We start from the raw sequence: 18,594 nt of genomic DNA on the forward strand, positions 1-18,594 counted from the left end.
TTAAAAACGAATCACACGAGCCATAAAAGCAAGAAGCTTCCTGCCCCCTCCTCGACAACTCACTTCTTACCGGCATGTACAGAACTGCACAATGTCGATATCGCATTGTTGGCGGAACAATTTTTAATGTCAAGCGCTTTCACTAGCACACGGTGAGCTTTTTGCAACAGCTATTTTTGAGGCCCCTTGATTTATGCCAACCTGACCGCCATCTGCGGCAATCGGCGAAAACGCGTAAGATGAGTACTGGTGGAAATGGCCCTCTTAAATGGGCGTTGCAACTAGTCTGAAAGCATTAGAATATAAGCGTATGGCAACCAAGCATGACACCGAAACCGTCCTGGAACGGCAGGCAATAAAGCCGCCACCTATGTACCAGGTGGCGCTCTTGAACGACGACTACACTCCGATGGAGTTTGTAGTCGCCATCATCCAGGAGTATTTCAATAAGGACCGGGAGACGGCCACACAAATTATGCTGAGTGTCCATCGCTACGGCAAAGGCGTGTGCGGCGTTTTCTCTAAAGATATAGCTTCAACCAAAGTGGAGTTTGTTTTAACGCATGCACGCAAGGCGGGGCACCCCCTGCAATGTGTGATGGAGGAAGTATGATTGCGCAGGAATTGGAAGTAAGTTTGCATATGGCGTTTGTCGAAGCGCGGCAGGCACGACACGAGTTCATCACCGTGGAGCACTTGCTGCTGGCGCTGCTTGACAATCCATCGGCAGCCGAGGTGCTGCGCGCCTGCGCAGTGAATATTGAGGACCTGCGCAAAACGCTGACCAACTTCATCGGCGATAACACCCCGACCGTGCCTGGCACCGGCGAAGTGGATACCCAGCCTACCCTGGGCTTCCAGCGCGTGATCCAGCGCGCGATCATGCACGTGCAGTCGGCTTCCAACGGCAAGAAGGAAGTGACCGGCGCCAACGTGCTGGTGGCCATCTTCGGTGAAAAAGACTCGCACGCGGTGTACTACCTGCACCAGCAGGGCGTCACCCGCCTGGACGTGGTCAACTTCATCTCGCACGGCGTGCGCAAGGACCAGCAGATGGAGTCCGGCAAGGCCTCCGAGGGCGTGGAAGAGGGCAGCGTGCCGGAAGGCCAGGCCAAGGAATCGCCGCTGGACCAGTTCACGCAGAACCTGAACAAGTCGGCCGCCGAGGGCAAGATCGACCCGCTGATCGGCCGCGAAGACGAAGTGGACCGTGTGATCCAGGTCCTGTGCCGCCGCCGCAAGAACAACCCGCTGCTGGTGGGCGAGGCTGGCGTGGGCAAGACCGCCATTGCGGAAGGCCTGGCTTACCGCATCACCCAGGGCGACGTGCCGGAAGTGCTGTCGAGCGCTGTGGTCTACTCGCTGGACATGGGTGCGCTGCTGGCCGGCACCAAGTACCGCGGCGACTTCGAGCAGCGCCTGAAGGCGGTGCTGAAGCAGCTGAAAGACAACCCGAACGGCATCCTGTTCATCGACGAGATCCACACCATCATCGGTGCCGGTTCGGCCTCGGGCGGCACGCTGGACGCGTCCAACCTGCTGAAACCGGCCCTGGCCAACGGCCAGCTGAAGTGCATCGGTGCGACCACCTTCACTGAGTTCCGTGGGGTGTTCGAAAAAGACCATGCGCTGAGCCGCCGCTTCCAGAAGGTCGACGTCAACGAGCCGACCGTGGAGCAAACCGTGCAGATCCTGCGCGGCCTGAAGTCGCGTTTCGAAGAACACCATGGCGTGAAGTATTCGTCGTCGGCGCTGTCGACTGCGGCCGAACTGGCGGCGCGTTTCATCAACGACCGCCACCTGCCGGACAAGGCGATCGACGTGATCGACGAGGCGGGCGCCGCGCAGCGTATCCTGCCGAAGTCGAAGCAGAAGAAAACCATCGGCAAGGCCGAGATTGAGGAAATCATTTCCAAGATCGCGCGCATCCCGCCGCAGACCGTCAACCAGGACGACCGCAGCAAGCTGGCCACCATCGACCGCGACCTGCGCAACGTGGTGTTCGGCCAGGATCCTGCGATCGAAGCGCTGGCTTCCGCGATCAAGATGTCGCGCGCCGGCCTGGGCAAGCAAGACAAGCCTATCGGTTCCTTCCTGTTCTCCGGTCCGACCGGCGTCGGCAAGACCGAAGTGGCCAAGCAGCTCGCCTTCATTCTGGGCATTGAGCTGATCCGCTTTGACATGTCGGAATATATGGAGCGCCATGCGGTGAGCCGTCTGATCGGCGCGCCTCCTGGCTACGTGGGTTACGACCAGGGCGGCCTGCTGACCGAAGCAATCACCAAGAAGCCGCACGCGGTGCTGCTGCTGGACGAGATCGAGAAGGCGCATCCTGACATCTTCAATATCCTGCTGCAGGTCATGGACCACGGCACGCTGACCGACAACAACGGCCGTAAAGCCGATTTCCGCAACGTGATCATCATCATGACCACCAATGCGGGTGCGGAAAGCTTGCAGAAGCGTTCGATCGGTTTCACCGACAGCAAGGAAGCAGGCGACGAGATGGCGGACATCAAGCGCATGTTCACGCCGGAGTTCCGCAACCGCCTGGACGCGACCATCAGCTTCCGCGCACTGGACGAGGAAATCATCCTGCGCGTGGTGGACAAGTTCCTGATGCAGCTGGAAGAGCAGCTGCACGAGAAAAAGGTGGAAGCGATCTTCAGCGAGAAACTGCGTAAGTTCCTGTCGAAGAAGGGCTTCGATCCTTTGATGGGCGCGCGCCCGATGTCGCGCCTGATCCAGGACATGATCCGCAAGGCGCTGGCCGACGAACTGCTGTTCGGCAAGCTGGTGTCCGGCGGCCGCGTGATCGTGGACCTGGACGAAGCCGAAGCCATCAAACTGGAGTTCCCGGAACCGGATGCGGCGCCTACGCCACCCCCGGAGACCGTTGAAGTCGAATAAGCGGTGCTCCGCTTGCGAAAACCCGCCCGGCTTTGGGCGGGTTTTTTTTCGCTCAGAATTCCTGCAATTGCTTGAGGGCCGCCACGCGGCGGCGCGAAACTTCCACCGTCATACCGGCGATACGCAAGGACAAGGCGCCGCCTTCGCCGTTCTCGACGCCTTGCACGGCGGCCAGGTTGACGATGTGGCGGCGGCTGGCGCGGAAGAACTGCTGCGGGTCGAGGCGCTGCTCGACTTGCAGCAGCGAGCGCGCCAGCAGCGGTGCGGCGCCGTTGAAGTAGAGGCGGGTGTAGTTGCCTTCCGACTCGAACAGGCGGATGTCTTCCAGCCGCACGAACCAGCAGCGCTCGCCGTCGCGGATGAACAGCTTGCGTGGCGCGGCGCTGGGCGGTGGCGCCAGGCCCAGGCGAGCGGCGGCTCGCTCCAGCGCCGCGGCCAGGCGTTGCGGTTCGATGGGCTTCATCAGGTAATCGAGCGCACTGGCTTCGAAGGCCTGCAGGGCGTACTGGTCGAAGGCGGTGGTGAAGATCACTTCCGGCGCCTCGTCCAGTGTGGCCAGCAGGTCGAAGCCGCTGCCGCCCGGCATCTGCACGTCCAGCAGCAGCAGGTCCGGTTGCAGGGTTGCGATCTGCAGCGCCGCTTCGGCGGCATTGGCCGCTTCGGCGGCATTGGCCGCTTCCCCGACGATACTGACGCCGGGATGGGAGGCCAGCAGGCGCCGCAATTCGGCGCGCGCCAGACGTTCGTCGTCGACGACCAGGATGCGCATCATGCGGCCACCGGGAATTGCAAGGTGGCGCGTACCCAGCCGCTGTTCTCGCTCAATTGCAGGCTCGCTTCGTCGCCTAAGGACAAGGCCAGGCGCTTGCGGGTGTTGCTAAGGCCAACCTTGGTGGAGTTGCCGAACGAGCGGATGGCGCCCGCGTTGGCGATCTCGATCAGGGCGTTGTCGCCGGCACGGCGGGCGGTGATCAGGATGTCGCTGCCGGTCTTGCTCATCTCCACGCCGTACTTGACGGCGTTTTCCACCAGAGTCTGCAATGACATGGGTGGAACCATGACCTGTTCCAGCCCCGGTTCGACGGTGATGCTGGCGCGCAAGCGCTCTTCAAAGCGGATTTTTTCAATGGCCAGGTAGGCTTCGACTGCTTCCAGTTCCTTTTGCAGCGGCACCTTGTGCAATTCGCCTGTCTGCAGGGTATAGCGCATCAGGCTCGCCAACTGGTCGATCATCTGCGAGGCCGAATCGGGTTCTTGGTAGACCAGCGCGCGGATGCTGTTCAGGCTATTGAAGAAGAAATGCGGATTGACCTGGGCTTGCAGCGCGCGCAATTCGGAGTCCTTGGCCTGCACCTCCATGCGCAGGGCGCTCGCTTCGAACTGGTTTGCGCGGCGGATAGCCAGCGCCACCATATAAGCAAGCTGCCAGCCGACGAAAACGCAGCTCCAAAGGGTAGCCGAAGGCGCCATCCATGCCCAGCTGCTGTCGAATTTCCCCTGCAAGAAATAGATCGCCGCCGCTACGCTCAGCGCCTGCAGCGGTCCTAACAAAAGCGACGGGCCTACGAACATGCGCCACTTGATCGTGCCGGTATTCCAGCTGCGGGCCTTGATCAAACGGTGCCAAAGGTCCGACAGCAAGGCGCCGCTGGCCGCGGTCCAGACGCAGGTGGCCAGCACGCCGGGCAAGTTGAGGAAATGGCTGTAAATTACCGCGACAACGAGGAAGATCAGTGTCCAGCCGAGGCCTTGCATGATCCAGTACCAGTTAAGCCTTGCCAACAAAGGACGCCGGAGTTCTGTCATAGGAGCGGTTAGTGGAGGAATTGGTCGGTGCGAGCATACATCCATTCTGCATCGTCGTACATCATGAAATAACGGGCTGGTTAGCGCCCGTGATCTCCACCGCGACGCCGCCTACTTTCAACGCCAGGGAGCCGCCGGCTGTCTGGACGATGCGATCGACATCGGCAAGGTTGACGATATGGCGGCTGCTGGCGCGGAGAAATTGCTGCGGGTCGAGCAGCTTCTCCAACTGCGGCAGCGGGCGTGCAATCAGCGGCGAGCCGCCGTCGAAATAGGCGCGTGTTTGCTGGCCTTCCGATTCAAACAGGCGAATATCCATCAGGCGCACGAGCCAGTATCGGTCGCCGTCGCGGATGAAAAGCTTGCCCGGCTTCCCGCCCATTCCGGCTCGCACTGCAGCGCGTTCCAATGCGGCTGCAAGGCGTTGCGGGTGGATGGGCTTGAGCAGGTAGTCGGCCGGGCAGGGGCCTTGGCCTGTAGTGAAGATAATCTCCGGTACCTCGTTGAGTGCGTCGAGCAGGTCGAAGCCGCTGCCGCCCGGCATTTGAACATTCAGCAGGATCAATTCCGGCGTCAAAGCGGCGGCTTGGGCAATGCCGTCGCCAACGTCCGCCGCCTCGCCGACGATTTCGAAATGCGCGTGGCCAGCCAGCAGGCGGCGCAGTTCCTTGCGCGCCAGCCGTTCATCGTCGACGACCAGCACGCGCATCATGATGACAAAGGAAAGGTAACAGTGGCGCGCACCCAGCCATCGCGCTCCACCAGGTCCAGGCTGGAATTTCCGCCTTTGGCATGCAGCAGACGTTTGCGGGCATTGGCCAGGCCGACGCGGGTCGAATTGCCAAGCTTGGCCAGCGTGCCACGGTTGGCTACCTCGATCTGTGCGCGGCCATTGGCCTGGCTGGCGCTGATGCGGATTTCCGTTCCAACGCTGCTTTGCTCGACGCCGTATTTGACCGCGTTTTCCACCAGCGTCTGCACGGCCATTGGCGGGATCGTCACCGCGCCCATCTCGCCGGCGATGTCGATGGCGACATTCAAGCGTTCTTCAAAACGGATCTTTTCGATGGCGAGATATGACTGCACTGCCTCCATTTCTTCTTTCAGCGGTACGGTGTCGGCATAGCTGGAAGCGAGCGTATAGCGCATCAGCGTTGCCAGCTGGTCGATCATCTGCGCGGCCGAGTGCGGGTTCTCGAAGATCAGCGCCCGCACGCTGTTCAGGCTATTGAAAAAGAAGTGCGGGTTGACCTGGGCCTGCAGTGCCTTCAGTTCGGCCTCCTTGGCCAGCACGTCGAGACGCAGCGCCTCCGATTCGAAGCGGTTGGCGCGGCGCAAGGCCGTGGCAGCCATATAGCACACCTGCCACGCCGTCATGATGCCGGACCAGAACAGGATCAGCATCGGCAGCCAGCTACCGCCGTCGGCCACGCCAACCAGTGTGCGCGCGATGAAAGTGACGGCAGCCAGTTGCAATGGACCGAGGATGAAGATGGCCACGGCGACCTGGCGCCAGTCCGCCTTGCGCGAGTTCCATTCGCGCAGCTTCATGTACCGGCGCCATAAGTCGGTCAGCACCAGGCCGCTGACGCCATCCAGGATGCAGGCCAGGACCGCGCCTGGCTTTTCCAGGAAGGGGCCGTTGACCAGCATGATGAAAGCAGTGATGGCGCTCCAGCCCAGTCCTTGCAGGATCCAGTACCAGTTGATGCGCGCAAGTAGCGGTGTACGAAGTTTATTCATTGCGCTCTATCTCAGGCGGCGAGCGGGAAACGCAAGGTAGCCGTCACCCAGCCATCGTGTTCGCTCAAGTCCAGGCTGGATTGTCCGCCCTTTGCCAGTTCCAGCCGTTTGCGTGCATTGCCCATGCCAACCTTGGTCGAGCCGGCATTGGCGAGCAGCGAGCCCTGGTTGGCGACTTCGATCACTGCATGGCCGCCCGACTGGCGTGCGGTGATGCGGATCTCGCTGCCGTCGGTACGGCGCTCGACGCCGTATTTGACCGCATTTTCAACCAGGGTCTGCAAAGTCATTGGCGGAATCGTCACGTGCGCCATCCCGTCGCCGATCTCAAAATGCGCGCGCAAGCGTTCCTCGAAGCGGAGCTTCTCGATGCCCAGGTAGGCGTGCACGGCATCCAGTTCCTGCTTCAGCGGCACGCAATCGCTGAACGTGGACATGAGCGTGTAGCGCATCAGGGTAGCAAGCTGGTCGACCATATGGGCGGCGTTGTCGATGTTTTCGTACATCAGGGCGCGGACGCTGTTCAGGCTATTGAAGAAAAAGTGCGGGTTGACCTGCGATTGCAAGGCCCGCAGTTCGGCGTCCTTTGCCAGCACTTCCAGTCGAAGTGCTTCGGCCTCGAGCCTCGAGGCGCGGCGCAGCGCAACCGCCGCCATGTAGCAGATGGTCCATCCCAGCATGACGGCGCACCAGAAGGCCAGTTCTATTGAAATGCGCTCCGGACGGCCGACATCGGCCAGGTGAGGCGCGAAGATGTAGGTTGCCAGCTCCGAGATCGCAGTCTGCAAGGGTGCCAGTACCAGCACTGCGGCAGCTGGCAGCCGCCAATCGTTGCCATGGCGGTTCCAGCGCCATGCCTTGAAGATGCGGTGCCATGCGCTGGTGAACATCCAGCCGCTGCCAAAAACCAGGATGAATGAGGCCAGTATCTTGGCATTCGTATAGCGGTTGTTGCCGAGGATGATCAACAGGAACAGCGTTCCCCAGCCAATGATTTGTAGCGCAGAGAACCAGCCAAGGCGGGAGACGGGGGCGCGGTTGTGGTCCATGTAGTGGAATCCTTTATGCTGCGACCGGAAAGCGCAAGGTTGCGCGCACCCAGCCGTCGATTTCAGCAAGATCGAGGGTGGCATGCTCGCCTTTGGATAGCGCCAAACGCTTGCGTGCATTGCTCACGCCAACTCCGGCCGATTTGCCGCCTGCCAGGATGCGGCCGCGGTTTGCTACTTCGATGATGGCAGTTCCGCCGGTACGTTGCGCGCGGATGCTGATTGCGCTGCCGCTCGAGGACGGTTCGACGCCGTATTTCACAGCGTTTTCCACCAGCGTTTGCAGCGCCATCGGCGGGACCATGATCGCTTCCATGTCCTTGCCTATGTCGATAGCGAATTGCAGCCGTTCTTCGAAGCGAATTTTCTCGATCGCCAGGTAGGCGTTCACGGCGCTCAGTTCTTCTTGCAGCGGCAGGCGCTGGTTGCTGCGCAGCGACAGTGCGGCCATGTAGCAGACATTCCATGCCAGCATGACGCCGCTCCAGAACGACAGCAGGATCAATTTCCACGGCAACCCGCCGCCTTGCCAGCCGGGACCTGTCAGGAAACGGTCCATTTCGAGATTGCCGACGCTCTGGATGACTCCCAGCAGGATCGCCGCTCCGACTGCAACCGGCCAGGTGAGGTGTTTGCCGCGGCGCTGCCTGGTATTGCACAGTTGGCGCCACGCGCAGCTCAAGGCCAGGCCACTCAAGCCGCACCAGGCGGATAGCGGGAACAGGATGATTTCCAGCCGGTTGACCAGGGCGACGAACAGCGCGACGCCGGCCCAGCCAGTGACTTGCAGCGGCCAAAAATAGTGTGCTCTTTTCATGGAATGGAAGCATAACGCACGCAGAAGGATGCCGTTCCGGCGATATGACGAGTGGTCGGATCGGATGACAGGCGGTTGCTCAGGGGCGGTGTGAGCGACCGCGGGCGCGCAAGGGGAAAATGAACCAGGTGCCAATCAGCAGCAGGAAGGCGGCCAGGCCGCCGGCTGCGCTTCCCATGTCGCTTCCTGTGACCATATACAGGACCACGGCGATGTCCAGCGCCAGGCCGGCGGCAAGCGGTGCGAGGGCGTAGCAGATGGCGCGCGAAGAAATTTTGATCGCATGCATGGAGACCTGGCCCGGTTCGGCCAGGCGATGGTAGGCAGCAGGCAGCATGACCAGTGCGATGGCCACCACCACCAGCGCCAGGGCGGCGGCATGGCAGTCCTGGGCGTAGACCGGCAGCTTCTCGAAGCGGTCGTTGAAGACGGCAATGGACTGGAAGCCGAACAGTGCCTGGATACCTGGCAGTATCATGCGCGCCTCTTCAATGATGCGGCCCATCTGTTCTTTTAGTGTCTCTTGTTCGGTGTGCTCGTCCATGCCGTCGATTTTAGCGAGCAGCCGGTTTCGCAGGCGCGCGCCTGTCCCGCCAGGATACCGTGCGCGACAAGACCCGCGCCGTAGACGGACATATGGTCGTCGTCGAAATACAGGGCTTTGGCGTCCTTGACGGCGTAGCAACGCGCTGCATCGCAAAACAACGATTCCGGCCGCACGATGCGCACGCCGGCAGGCAATTCGCCCAACCGTTGCTCGACATAGGCGCTGCGACGGCGCCACCAGTCCAGGGTGACACCGTCAACGGTGCGTGGATCCTCGGCCTGGCGTATCAGCTTGTCCACCTGGCGCGGCAGTTCCGGCGCTTGCAATACCACGGTCACGCGTTTGCCTGCGCCGACAAAGCGGTTCAATATCGTCTTGTACGATGCCCAGATGGCGCTGCGCTTGGCATCGGAGAATTCGTCCGGCAAGCGCGGGTAAATGCCTTCATGGTCGCCGAACAGCGCGCTGTGAAGGCGGTAGCTGACCACTACCTCCTTGATATGGGGATCGCCGGCGATGAAGTCGACCGTTTCGCGCGTCCAGTCGCTACAGCCGGGATTGAGGTCTGCGCGCTGATAGGAAGGCGAGCAGCCGCTGAAGCTGAACTGGCGCACTCCCTGGTGGCTGTCCTTCAACTCCACTGACAGCGCGTAAGCCAGTTCGATGGCATGGCTGTCGCCGAATACAGCCCATTCGCCGCCAGTTGCATTGAAAGCGCAGGCGTCCTGGGGTTTGCGGTAGTCCAGCCCTTTGGTATGGCAGACAGCCCGCTCTGGGCTTGCAGTGACGGTACGCAGGACCTCCTGCTGCTGTGGCGTAGTTTTCACGCTTCGCATACCATCGGTTTTGTGGCCGGCCAAGCCGATGCCGAAAAACAGCAGCGAGCCGGCGATGGCAAACGCGAAGACTTGCGGGCGGCCGAACTTGCTGCGGTTGCGGAACGGCTTTTCGACAAACTGCCAGCTAAGGTAGGCCAGCACCATGGTCAACGCAACCAGGCTGGCCATCAACGCGGTGCTGGGGCCTTCCATGCTGCGATGGCGCGCGAACGCCAGGAGCGGCTGGTGCCACAGGTAGGCGCTGTAGCTGACCAGGCCCACCCCGACCAGGATCCTGCTGCCCAGGATCTTGCCGACCGTAGTCGGCGGCGCCGCGAACAGGATGATCATTGCAGCGCCAACCGTGGGCAGCAGCGCATATACGCTGGGGAAGGGCGTGTATTTGTCGAAGGCGAAAATACTGATGCCGATCAGGCCAAGCCCCGCCAGGCTGGCCAGTTCGCGGGTGCGCTGCGCATACTCTCCGGCGCCCGGCCGCGACATGTAATACGCGCACAGGGCGCCGATGGCCAGTTCCCAGCCGCGTGTGGGCAGCAGGAAGAAGGTGGCAGTCGGATCCTTGGCAACGCCCCATTGTGCTGCAGCCAGGCTGGCGAGCGCCGTACCTGCCAGCACCGCAAGCAGCACGCGTTGGTCGCGGCGCCAGAACAGCATCAGGAACAGGGGGAAGAGCAGGTAGAACTGTTCTTCCACCGCCAGGCTCCAGGTGTGGAGCAGCGGCTTGAATTCGGCGGAAGAATCGAAATAATCGCTCTGTTGCCAGAACAGGATATTCGATGCAAAGACAGTGACGGCCAGCAGGCTTTGCCCAAAGCTTTTCAAATCATCGGGCACCAGCCAGAACCAGGCGAACGGCAGGCAGGCGAGCAGCAGCAGGAATAGCGCGGGCAGGATGCGGCGCGCCCGCCTTTCGTAGAAATTCAGGATCGAGAACTGGCCGGCTTGCAGTTCATGGATCAGGATCGTCGTGATCAGGTAGCCGCTGATGACGAAGAAAATATCGACCCCAACGAAGCCGCCGCCGAACAGCTGGAACCCTGCGTGAAACAGGATTACCGGCAGGACGGCAACCGCCCGTAGACCATCAATTTCCCTGCGATATTCCATGAATTGCCCCTGAAATCAAGGCAAGACGATACTACGGCATTGTAATTGATGCAATATTATGTGGTTTCGATGCCGCAGGCGCACTAGGTTTCCTGTTCTTCGCGCAAACGGCGCCAGAGCGTCGTGCGGCTGACGCCCAGGTAGTCAGCCGCGGCGTCGCGGCGGCCGCCGAAACGTGCCAGTACTTCGGTGACGCGTTCCGGTGCGCTCGCGCGTGGCGCCGATGCGAACGGTGCGGCCAGTTGCGGTGCCGTGTGCGAGGACGCGCCCAGTTCCGGCGCAACGCCGATGACGAAGCTTGGTGTCAGGGCTTGCAGCGGTTCGGCGGCGAGGAATAGCGCCAGGCGTTCGGTCAGGTTGCGCAGTTCCCTCACATTGCCCGGCCAATCGTAGCGCAGCAGCAGCGGGGCGCAGGCGGCTAGTTCGGCCGGCAGGTTCGGGTGGGCGCGTGCGCCCAGGCTGGCCAGTGCGGTGCGCAATGACCATTCGGCCAGCGGCTGGATGTCGGTTGGACGGTCGCGCAGCGGCGGCAGCGACAGGCGCAGCACGGCCAGGCGGTAGAACAGGTCGGCGCGAAAGCGGCCTTCGCGCACGCGTGCCTCCAGGTCGCAATGGGTGGCGCTGATGATGCGCACGTTGACGGGAATCGGCCGCGTGCCGCCGACCCGCACCACTTCGCGTTCTTCCAGTACGCGCAGGAGCCGGGTCTGCAGCGCAAGCGGCATTTCGCCGATCTCGTCGAGGAACAGCGTGCCGCGGTTGGCTGCTTCAAACAGGCCCGCGTGGCCGCCGCGCCGCGCGCCGGTGAAGGCGCCTTCTTCGTGGCCGAACAATTCCGATTCCAGCAGCGATTCGGCGATGGCGCCGCAGTTCACGGCGACAAACGGCCGGTTGGCGCCGCCCAGGGTGCGCGGCGATTCGCGGTGGATGGCCTGCGCCACCAGTTCCTTGCCGCTGCCGGTTTCGCCCTGGATCAGCACTGTGGCGGGCGACTTCGCGTACAGCACGACCGCCTGGCGCACGCGCTCCATCGCCTCGGATTCACCGCGCAGGTCGGCCAGCCCATGTTTGGCGCGCAGGGTGTCGGCCACCACGTGGCGCCGGCTGCGATTGGTTTCGAGCTGCGCCAGGCGCGCCAGTTCCAGTGCATCGTCGAAGGCCTGGCGGATCGAGGCGGCGGAATAGACAAACACGCCGGTCAAGCCGGCTTCTTCAGCCAGGTCGGTAATCAAGCCTGCGCCGACAATGGCCTTGATGCCCGCAGCTTTCAGGTCGTTGATTTGCGCGCGCGCGTCTTCTTCGGTCGCGTACGTGCGCTGTTCGATCGGCACGCCGAAGGTGGCTGCGAACTCCGCCAGCGCGGGCATGTCCTCCTGGTAGGTGATCACGCCGATGCGGTCCGATACTTTGCGGGCGCGGGCCAGGGCCTGCATGAAGTCGAAACCGCTGGCCTTGGCGATCACCACCGGTATCGACAGGCGGCCTTTCAGGTAGGCCGCATTGGAACCTGCCGCGATCACCGCATCGCAGCGCTCGGCCGCCAGGCGTTCGCGGATGTGGCGCGCGGCTTCGTCGAAGCCGAGGTTGATCGGCTCGATATCGGCCAGGGCATCGTATTCCAGTGTGATATCGCGGAACAGTTCCGACAGGCGCGAGACTGAAACGGTCCAGATCACAGGCTTGTCGGCCGGGTCGAAGGGCAGGGGAGTGGAATGTCGCATGTTTCACCTGAAACGTTGCACGTGTTTCAATTTGGAACATTATACTCTGGCGCCGGCGTTGCAAGTACTTGATTTTGCTGGACCGGCGCGGCTGGCACGCCACTTGCACTATGGTCGGCAAACTCTCCATAACTGTTAAGGACATCATGAGCCAATATTCCGCAGGCGCCGCCTTTCGCAAGGCCGTGCAAGAAGAATCCCCGCTGCAGGTGGTCGGCGCGATCAACGCCAACCACGCCCTGTTGGCCAAGCGCGCCGGCTTCAAGGCGATCTACCTGTCGGGCGGCGGTGTGGCGGCCGGCTCGCTGGGCCTGCCGGACCTGGGCATTTCGAACCTGGACGACGTGCTGACCGACGTGCGCCGCATCACCGACGTATGCGACCTGCCGCTGCTGGTGGACGTCGATACCGGCTTCGGCTCCTCTGCTTTCAACGTGGCGCGCACCGTGAAGTCGATGATCAAGTTCGGCGCCGCAGCGATGCATATCGAAGACCAGGTCGGCGCCAAGCGCTGCGGCCACCGTCCGGGCAAGGAAATCGTGTCCAAAGGCGAGATGGTCGACCGCATCAAGGCTGCCGTGGATGCGCGCACCGATGAAAACTTCGTGATCATGGCCCGCACCGATGCGCTGGCCGTGGAAGGCCTGGATGCGGCCATCGAGCGCGCCGTGGCCTGCGTGGAAGCCGGCGCCGACATGATCTTCCCGGAGGCGATGATCTCGCTGGACATGTACAAGCAGTTCGCCGCGGCAGTTAAAGTGCCGGTACTGGCCAATATCACCGAATTCGGCTCGACCCCGCTGTTCACCGTGGAAGAGCTGAAGTCCGCCGACGTGGGTTTGGTGCTGTACCCGCTGTCAGCCTTCCGCGCCATGAACAAGGCTGCCGAGAATGTGTACACCGCGATCCGCCGCGATGGCACCCAGCAGAACGTGGTCGACACCATGCAGACCCGCGCCGAACTGTACGAGCGCATCAGCTATCACGATTTCGAGCAAAAACTGGACGCGCTGTTCGCAGCGGCCAAGAAATAATCCGAGGAGAGACCGCCATGACCGAACAAGCCCCAGCCTTCAAGCCCAAGAAATCCGTCGCCCTGTCCGGCGTTGCCGCCGGCAATACCGCCCTGTGCTCCGTCGGCAAGACCGGCAATGACCTGCATTACCGCGGCTACGACATCCTGGACGTCGCCACCACCTGCGAATTTGAAGAAATCGCCTACCTGCTGGTGCACGGCAAGCTGCCTAACCTGGCTGAACTGAAAGGCTACAAGAAGAAGCTGAAGTCCCTGCGCGGCCTGCCGCAAGGCGTGAAGTCCGCCCTGGAAGCGCTGCCGGCATCGGCCCACCCGATGGACGTGATGCGCACCGGCGTGTCCGTGCTCGGCTGCTGCCTGCCTGAGAAGGATGATCACAACATCGCCGGCGCGCGCGACATCGCCGACCGCCTGATGGCCTCCTTCGGCTCCATGCTGCTGTACTGGTACCACTTCAGCACCAACGGCAAGCGCATCGACGTGGAAACCGACGACGAAACCATCGGCGGCCACTTCCTGCACCTGCTGCACGGCGAAAAGCCGTCCGAATCGTGGGTGCGTGCGATGCACACCTCCCTGATCCTGTACGCGGAGCACGAGTTCAACGCCTCCACCTTCACCAGCCGCGTGATTTCCGGCACCGGTTCCGACATCCACTCCGCCATCACCGGCGCAATTGGCGCGCTGCGCGGACCGAAGCACGGCGGCGCCAACGAAGTCGCGCTGGATATCCAGCAGCGCTACGAAAACGCCGACGAAGCCGAAGCCGACATCCGCAACCGCGTCGCCAACAAGGAGGTCGTGATCGGTTTCGGCCACCCTGTATACACCATTTCCGATCCGCGCAACGTGGTGATCAAGGAAGTGGCGCGCTCCCTGTCGCAGGAAGCCGGTTCGATGAAGATGTTCGACATCGCCGAGCGCCTGGAATCCGTGATGTGGGAAATCAAAAAGATGTTCCCGAACCTGGACTGGTTCTCCGCCGTGTCGTACCACATGATGGGTGTCCCGACCGCCATGTTCACCCCGTTGTTCGTGATCTCCCGTACTTCGGGCTGGGCTGCCCATGTGATCGAACAGCGCATCGACAACAAGATCATTCGTCCAAGCGCCAACTACGTCGGCCCTGAAGACCTGGCCTTCGTACCACTGAAGGACCGCAAGTAATCATGAACACCCAATACCGCAAACAACTCCCAGGCACCAGGCTGGATTACTTCGACGCGCGCGAAGCTGTCGATGCGATCAAGCCGGGCGCCTACGCTACGCTGCCGTACACCTCGCGTGTGCTGGCGGAAAACCTGGTGCGCCGCTGCGACCCGTCCATGCTGACCGCGTCGCTGTCGCAGCTGATCGAGCGCAAGCGCGACCTGGACTTCCCATGGTTCCCGGCGCGCGTGGTGTGCCACGACATCCTGGGCCAGACCGCGCTGGTCGACCTGGCAGGCCTGCGCGACGCGATCGCGGAGCAGGGCGGCGACCCAGCCCTGGTCAACCCTGTGGTGCCGACGCAGCTGGTGGTCGACCATTCGCTGGCGGTGGAATGCGGCGGGTTCGATCCGGATGCGTTCAACAAGAACCGCGCCATCGAAGACCGCCGTAATGAAGACCGCTTCGACTTCATCAACTGGACCAAGAAGGCGTTCCAGAACGTCGACGTGATCCCGCCAGGCAACGGCATCCTGCACCAGATCAACCTGGAGCGCATGTCGCCCGTCATTCAGGTGAGCGACGGCGTAGCGTATCCGGACACCCTGGTCGGCACCGACTCCCACACCCCGATGGTGGACGCGCTGGGCGTGATCGCAATCGGCGTGGGCGGCCTGGAAGCGGAAACCGTGATGCTGGGCCGCGCCTCCTGGATGCGCCTGCCGGACATTATCGGCGTTGAGCTGACCGGTAAGCCGCAGCCTGGCATCACCGCCACCGACATCGTGCTGGCGCTGACTGAATTCCTGCGCAAGGAAAAAGTGGTCTCGGCTTACCTGGAGTTCCATGGCGAAGGTTCGACCGCGCTGACCCTGGGCGACCGCGCAACGATCTCCAATATGGCGCCTGAATTCGGTGCCACCGCGGCAATGTTCTCCATCGACGCGCAGACCATCAAGTACCTGAAGCTGACCGGCCGTGACGACGACCTGGTCGAATTGGTGGAAACTTACGCCAGGCACACCGGCCTGTGGTCGGACGACCTGGCCACCGCGGAGTACGAGCGCGTGCTGACGTTTGACCTGTCGAGCGTGGTGCGCAATATCGCCGGTCCGTCCAATCCGCACAAGCGCGTGCCGACCAGCGAGCTGGCCGCACGCGGCATTTCGGGCGTGGTGGAAAACGAGCCGGGCAAGATGCCTGACGGCGCCGTGATCATCGCCGCCATCACCAGCTGCACCAACACCAACAATCCGCGCAATATGATCGCCGCCGGCCTGTTGGCCCGCAATGCGAACAAGGCGGGCTTGCTGCGCAAACCATGGGTCAAGTCCTCGCTGGCGCCAGGCTCCAAGGCTGTCACGTTATACCTGGAAGAAGCGGGCCTGATGCCTGAACTGGAAAAGCTGGGCTTCGGCGTCGTCGCATATGCGTGCACCTCGTGCAACGGCATGTCCGGCGCGCTGGATCCCGTGATCCAGAAGGAAGTAGTCGAGCGCGACCTGTACGCCACCGCCGTCCTGTCGGGCAACCGCAACTTCGACGGCCGTATCCACCCGTACGCCAAGCAAGCCTTCCTGGCTTCGCCCCCGCTGGTGGTGGCCTACGCCATCGCCGGCACCATCCGCTTCGATATCGAGAAGGATGTGCTGGGCCATGACGCCGCCGGCAAGGCCATCACCCTGAAGGACCTGTGGCCGAGCGACGAAGAAATCGACGCCATCGTCGCTTCTTCCGTCAAGCCGGAACACTTCCGCAAAGTCTACATCCCGATGTTCGCGCGCAGCGAAGAAGCCGCCGAACGTGCCGAGCCGCTGTACGACTGGCGTCCGCAATCGACCTACATCCGCCGTCCGCCGTACTGGGAAGGTGCGCTGGCAGGCGAGCGTACCCTGAGCGGTATGCGCGCGCTGGCCGTGCTGGGCGATAACATCACCACCGACCACCTGTCGCCATCGAATGCGATCATGATGGATTCCGCTGCAGGCGAATACCTGCACAAAATGGGCTTGCCGGAAGAGGACTTCAACTCCTACGCCACCCACCGCGGCGACCACCTGACCGCGCAGCGCGCCACGTTCGCCAACCCGACGCTGAAAAACGAAATGGTGCGCAATGCCGACGGCAGCATCAAGGCCGGTTCGCTGGCCCGGGTGGAGCCGGAAGGCCAGGTGACCCGCATGTGGGAAGCCATCGAAACCTATATGGAGCGCAAGCAGCCGCTGATCGTGATCGCCGGCGCCGACTACGGCCAGGGTTCCTCGCGTGACTGGGCCGCCAAGGGCGTGCGCCTGGCCGGCGTGGAGGCCATTGTGGCCGAAGGCTTCGAGCGCATCCACCGCACCAACCTGGTGGGCATGGGCGTGCTGCCGCTGGAGTTCAAGCCGGGCGTGAACCGCCTGACCCTTGGCATCGACGGCACGGAGACTTTCGATGTCATCGGCAAGCGCTCACCGCGCGCCACCCTGACCCTGGTCATTAACCGCAAGAACGGCGAACGCGTTGAAGTACCGGTCACCTGCCGCCTCGATTCGTCGGAAGACGTATCGATCTACGAAGCAGGCGGCGTGCTTCAGCGTTTCGCGCAGGACTTCCTTGAATCGGCAAAGGCGGCATGATGGCACACGCACCGCAAATCAAGATAGCCGCCACCTATATGCGCGGCGGCACCAGCAAGGGCGTGTTCTTCCGGCTGCAGGACCTGCCGCAAGCGGCCCAGGTGCCAGGCAAGGCGCGCGACGCCTTGCTGCTGCGCGTGATCGGCAGCCCGGACCCTTATGGCAAGCAGATTGACGGCATGGGCGGCGCGACCTCGAGCACCAGCAAGACGGTGATCCTGTCCGCTTCCACCCGTTCCGACCATGACGTGGACTACCTGTTCGGCCAGGTTAGCATCGACAAGGCTTTTGTCGACTGGAGCGGCAACTGCGGCAACCTTTCCGCAGCGGTCGGGGCGTTCGCCATCAGCGGCGGACTGGTAGCTCCAGCCCGCGTGCCACGCGACGGCATGGCTGTGGTGCGCATCTGGCAAGCCAATATCGGCAAGACGATCATCGCGCATATTCCGATGAACAATGGCGAAGTGCAGGAAACCGGCGACTTCGAGCTTGATGGCGTGACCTTCCCGGCCGCCGAAGTGCAGCTTGAGTTCATTGACCCGGCGGCGGAAGAGGAGGGAGCGGGAGGTTCGATGTTCCCCACCGGCCGCCTGGTCGACGATCTGGAAGTCCCGGGCGTCGGTACACTGAGGGCAACCATGATCAACGCCGGCATTCCGACCATCTTCATCAATGCCGATGCCATCGGCTACACCGGCACGGAGCTGCAGGATGCGATCAACGGCGACGCCGCCGCACTGGCGAAGTTCGAAAACATCCGTGCCCACGGCGCGGTGCGCATGGGGTTGATCAAGGACGTGTCGGAAGCGGCCACGCGCCAGCACACGCCAAAGGTGGCCTTCGTCGCGCCGCCAACCGGCTACACCGCATCCAGCGGCAAGCAGGTGCAGGCCGGCGACATCGACCTGCTGGTGCGCGCCCTCTCGATGGGCAAGCTGCACCACGCGATGATGGGCACTGCAGCAGTGGCAATCGGCACGGCTGCCGCCATTCCCGGCACCCTGGTCAACCTGGCAGCCGGGGGCGGCGAACGTGAAGCGGTGCGTTTCGGCCATCCTTCCGGTACGCTGCGTGTTGGCGCCCAGGCCACGCAGGAGAATGGCGAGTGGACCGTGAAGAAAGCCATCATGAGCCGCAGCGCGCGGGTCCTGATGGAAGGCTGGGTGAGGGTGCCAGCCGCCTGATGCGCCAGGCTATGCGTTCGGCTTGACGGCCGGACGCTTGCGCGCCTGGACGCATGCAGGCCTTCCGC

Annotated in this window: 15 protein-coding genes; 6 read left to right on the plus strand and 9 right to left on the minus strand. The window is 62.5% G+C overall.

Going from position 1 to position 18,594, the window contains the following annotated elements:
* Positions 1–310: 310 nt before the first annotated feature.
* A complete protein-coding gene (clpS, locus tag ASE26_RS09555) occupies positions 311–613 on the plus strand; it encodes an ATP-dependent Clp protease adapter ClpS (protein ID WP_055937573.1) in 303 nt (100 codons plus the stop codon).
* Positions 610–2,910: an ATP-dependent Clp protease ATP-binding subunit ClpA gene (gene clpA, locus ASE26_RS09560; protein WP_055937400.1), complete on the plus strand. Its 2,301-nt coding sequence runs from the start codon at positions 610–612 to the stop codon at positions 2,908–2,910. Before clpS ends, clpA begins: the two co-directional genes overlap by 4 nt.
* Positions 2,911–2,962: 52 nt before the next feature.
* On the opposite strand, the gene ASE26_RS09565 is transcribed toward clpA, so the two are convergent.
* The 9 genes from ASE26_RS09565 to prpR form a co-directional block, all read right to left on the minus strand.
* Complete coding sequence (locus ASE26_RS09565) at positions 2,963–3,682, minus strand: LytTR family DNA-binding domain-containing protein (protein WP_229208132.1); 720 nt, start codon at positions 3,680–3,682, stop codon at positions 2,963–2,965.
* Entirely contained in the window at positions 3,679–4,692 is a 1,014-nt protein-coding gene (locus ASE26_RS09570; RefSeq protein WP_229207293.1) for a sensor histidine kinase, read from the minus strand. Before ASE26_RS09570 ends, ASE26_RS09565 begins: the two co-directional genes overlap by 4 nt.
* Before the next feature lie 85 nt (positions 4,693–4,777).
* A complete protein-coding gene (locus ASE26_RS09575) occupies positions 4,778–5,428 on the minus strand; it encodes a LytTR family DNA-binding domain-containing protein (protein WP_229207294.1) in 651 nt (216 codons plus the stop codon).
* Positions 5,425–6,459, minus strand: coding sequence for a sensor histidine kinase (locus ASE26_RS09580; protein WP_055937406.1), 1,035 nt, complete (start codon positions 6,457–6,459; stop codon positions 5,425–5,427). Before ASE26_RS09580 ends, ASE26_RS09575 begins: the two co-directional genes overlap by 4 nt.
* Positions 6,460–6,470: 11 nt before the next feature.
* Entirely contained in the window at positions 6,471–7,508 is a 1,038-nt protein-coding gene (locus ASE26_RS09585) for a sensor histidine kinase (RefSeq protein WP_055937409.1), read from the minus strand.
* A 13-nt stretch (positions 7,509–7,521) separates the two neighbouring features.
* Positions 7,522–8,325 carry a sensor histidine kinase gene (locus ASE26_RS09590; RefSeq protein ID WP_055937412.1) on the minus strand — a complete coding sequence of 268 codons (804 nt, stop codon included), beginning with the start codon at positions 8,323–8,325 and terminating at the stop codon, positions 7,522–7,524.
* 79 nt (positions 8,326–8,404) lie between these two features.
* Positions 8,405–8,869 carry a DUF6328 family protein gene (locus ASE26_RS09595; protein WP_055937414.1) on the minus strand — a complete coding sequence of 155 codons (465 nt, stop codon included), beginning with the start codon at positions 8,867–8,869 and terminating at the stop codon, positions 8,405–8,407.
* Positions 8,839–10,818 (minus strand): acyltransferase family protein, encoded by a 1,980-nt coding sequence (locus ASE26_RS29790; RefSeq protein ID WP_082507569.1) that lies wholly within the window; start codon positions 10,816–10,818, stop codon positions 8,839–8,841. The genes ASE26_RS09595 and ASE26_RS29790 overlap by 31 nt, the downstream gene beginning before the upstream one ends.
* An 83-nt stretch (positions 10,819–10,901) precedes the next feature.
* Positions 10,902–12,539, minus strand: coding sequence for a propionate catabolism operon regulatory protein PrpR (prpR, locus tag ASE26_RS09605; protein ID WP_057246107.1), 1,638 nt, complete (start codon positions 12,537–12,539; stop codon positions 10,902–10,904).
* 146 nt (positions 12,540–12,685) lie between these two features.
* Here prpR and prpB point away from each other — a divergent pair, with 146 nt between their 5' ends.
* From prpB to prpF, 4 genes are read left to right on the plus strand one after another with little or no spacing between them, the layout of a single operon-like run.
* Positions 12,686–13,573, plus strand: a complete 888-nt coding sequence (gene prpB, locus ASE26_RS09610; RefSeq protein WP_055937420.1) for a methylisocitrate lyase — start codon at positions 12,686–12,688, stop codon at positions 13,571–13,573.
* A gap of 17 nt (positions 13,574–13,590) precedes the next feature.
* On the plus strand, positions 13,591–14,742 hold the full coding sequence (prpC, locus tag ASE26_RS09615) for a 2-methylcitrate synthase (protein ID WP_055937423.1): 1,152 nt from the start codon (positions 13,591–13,593) through the stop codon (positions 14,740–14,742).
* 2 nt (positions 14,743–14,744) lie between these two features.
* On the plus strand, positions 14,745–17,342 hold the full coding sequence (gene acnD, locus ASE26_RS09620) for a Fe/S-dependent 2-methylisocitrate dehydratase AcnD (protein ID WP_055937426.1): 2,598 nt from the start codon (positions 14,745–14,747) through the stop codon (positions 17,340–17,342).
* Positions 17,342–18,526: a 2-methylaconitate cis-trans isomerase PrpF gene (prpF, locus tag ASE26_RS09625; RefSeq protein WP_055937583.1), complete on the plus strand. Its 1,185-nt coding sequence runs from the start codon at positions 17,342–17,344 to the stop codon at positions 18,524–18,526. Before acnD ends, prpF begins: the two co-directional genes overlap by 1 nt.
* Positions 18,527–18,594: the final 68 nt, after the last annotated feature.

Origin of the sequence: Duganella sp. Root198D2 (genome assembly GCF_001428585.1) — a bacterium.
In the GTDB taxonomy this organism is placed as follows: domain Bacteria; phylum Pseudomonadota; class Gammaproteobacteria; order Burkholderiales; family Burkholderiaceae_D; genus Rugamonas.

Coding starts and splice junctions, on each gene's coding strand:
- clpS (WP_055937573.1), top strand. CDS start 311: ATGGCAACCAAGCATGACACCGAAACCGTCCTGGAACGGCAGGCAATA.
- clpA (WP_055937400.1), top strand. CDS start 610: ATGATTGCGCAGGAATTGGAAGTAAGTTTGCATATGGCGTTTGTCGAA.
- ASE26_RS09565 (WP_229208132.1), bottom strand. CDS start 3,682: ATGATGCGCATCCTGGTCGTCGACGACGAACGTCTGGCGCGCGCCGAA.
- ASE26_RS09575 (WP_229207294.1), bottom strand. CDS start 5,428: ATGATGCGCGTGCTGGTCGTCGACGATGAACGGCTGGCGCGCAAGGAA.
- ASE26_RS09580 (WP_055937406.1), bottom strand. CDS start 6,459: ATGAATAAACTTCGTACACCGCTACTTGCGCGCATCAACTGGTACTGG.
- ASE26_RS09585 (WP_055937409.1), bottom strand. CDS start 7,508: ATGGACCACAACCGCGCCCCCGTCTCCCGCCTTGGCTGGTTCTCTGCG.
- ASE26_RS09590 (WP_055937412.1), bottom strand. CDS start 8,325: ATGAAAAGAGCACACTATTTTTGGCCGCTGCAAGTCACTGGCTGGGCC.
- ASE26_RS09595 (WP_055937414.1), bottom strand. CDS start 8,869: ATGGACGAGCACACCGAACAAGAGACACTAAAAGAACAGATGGGCCGC.
- ASE26_RS29790 (WP_082507569.1), bottom strand. CDS start 10,818: ATGGAATATCGCAGGGAAATTGATGGTCTACGGGCGGTTGCCGTCCTG.
- prpR (WP_057246107.1), bottom strand. CDS start 12,539: ATGCGACATTCCACTCCCCTGCCCTTCGACCCGGCCGACAAGCCTGTG.
- prpB (WP_055937420.1), top strand. CDS start 12,686: ATGAGCCAATATTCCGCAGGCGCCGCCTTTCGCAAGGCCGTGCAAGAA.
- prpC (WP_055937423.1), top strand. CDS start 13,591: ATGACCGAACAAGCCCCAGCCTTCAAGCCCAAGAAATCCGTCGCCCTG.
- acnD (WP_055937426.1), top strand. CDS start 14,745: ATGAACACCCAATACCGCAAACAACTCCCAGGCACCAGGCTGGATTAC.
- prpF (WP_055937583.1), top strand. CDS start 17,342: ATGGCACACGCACCGCAAATCAAGATAGCCGCCACCTATATGCGCGGC.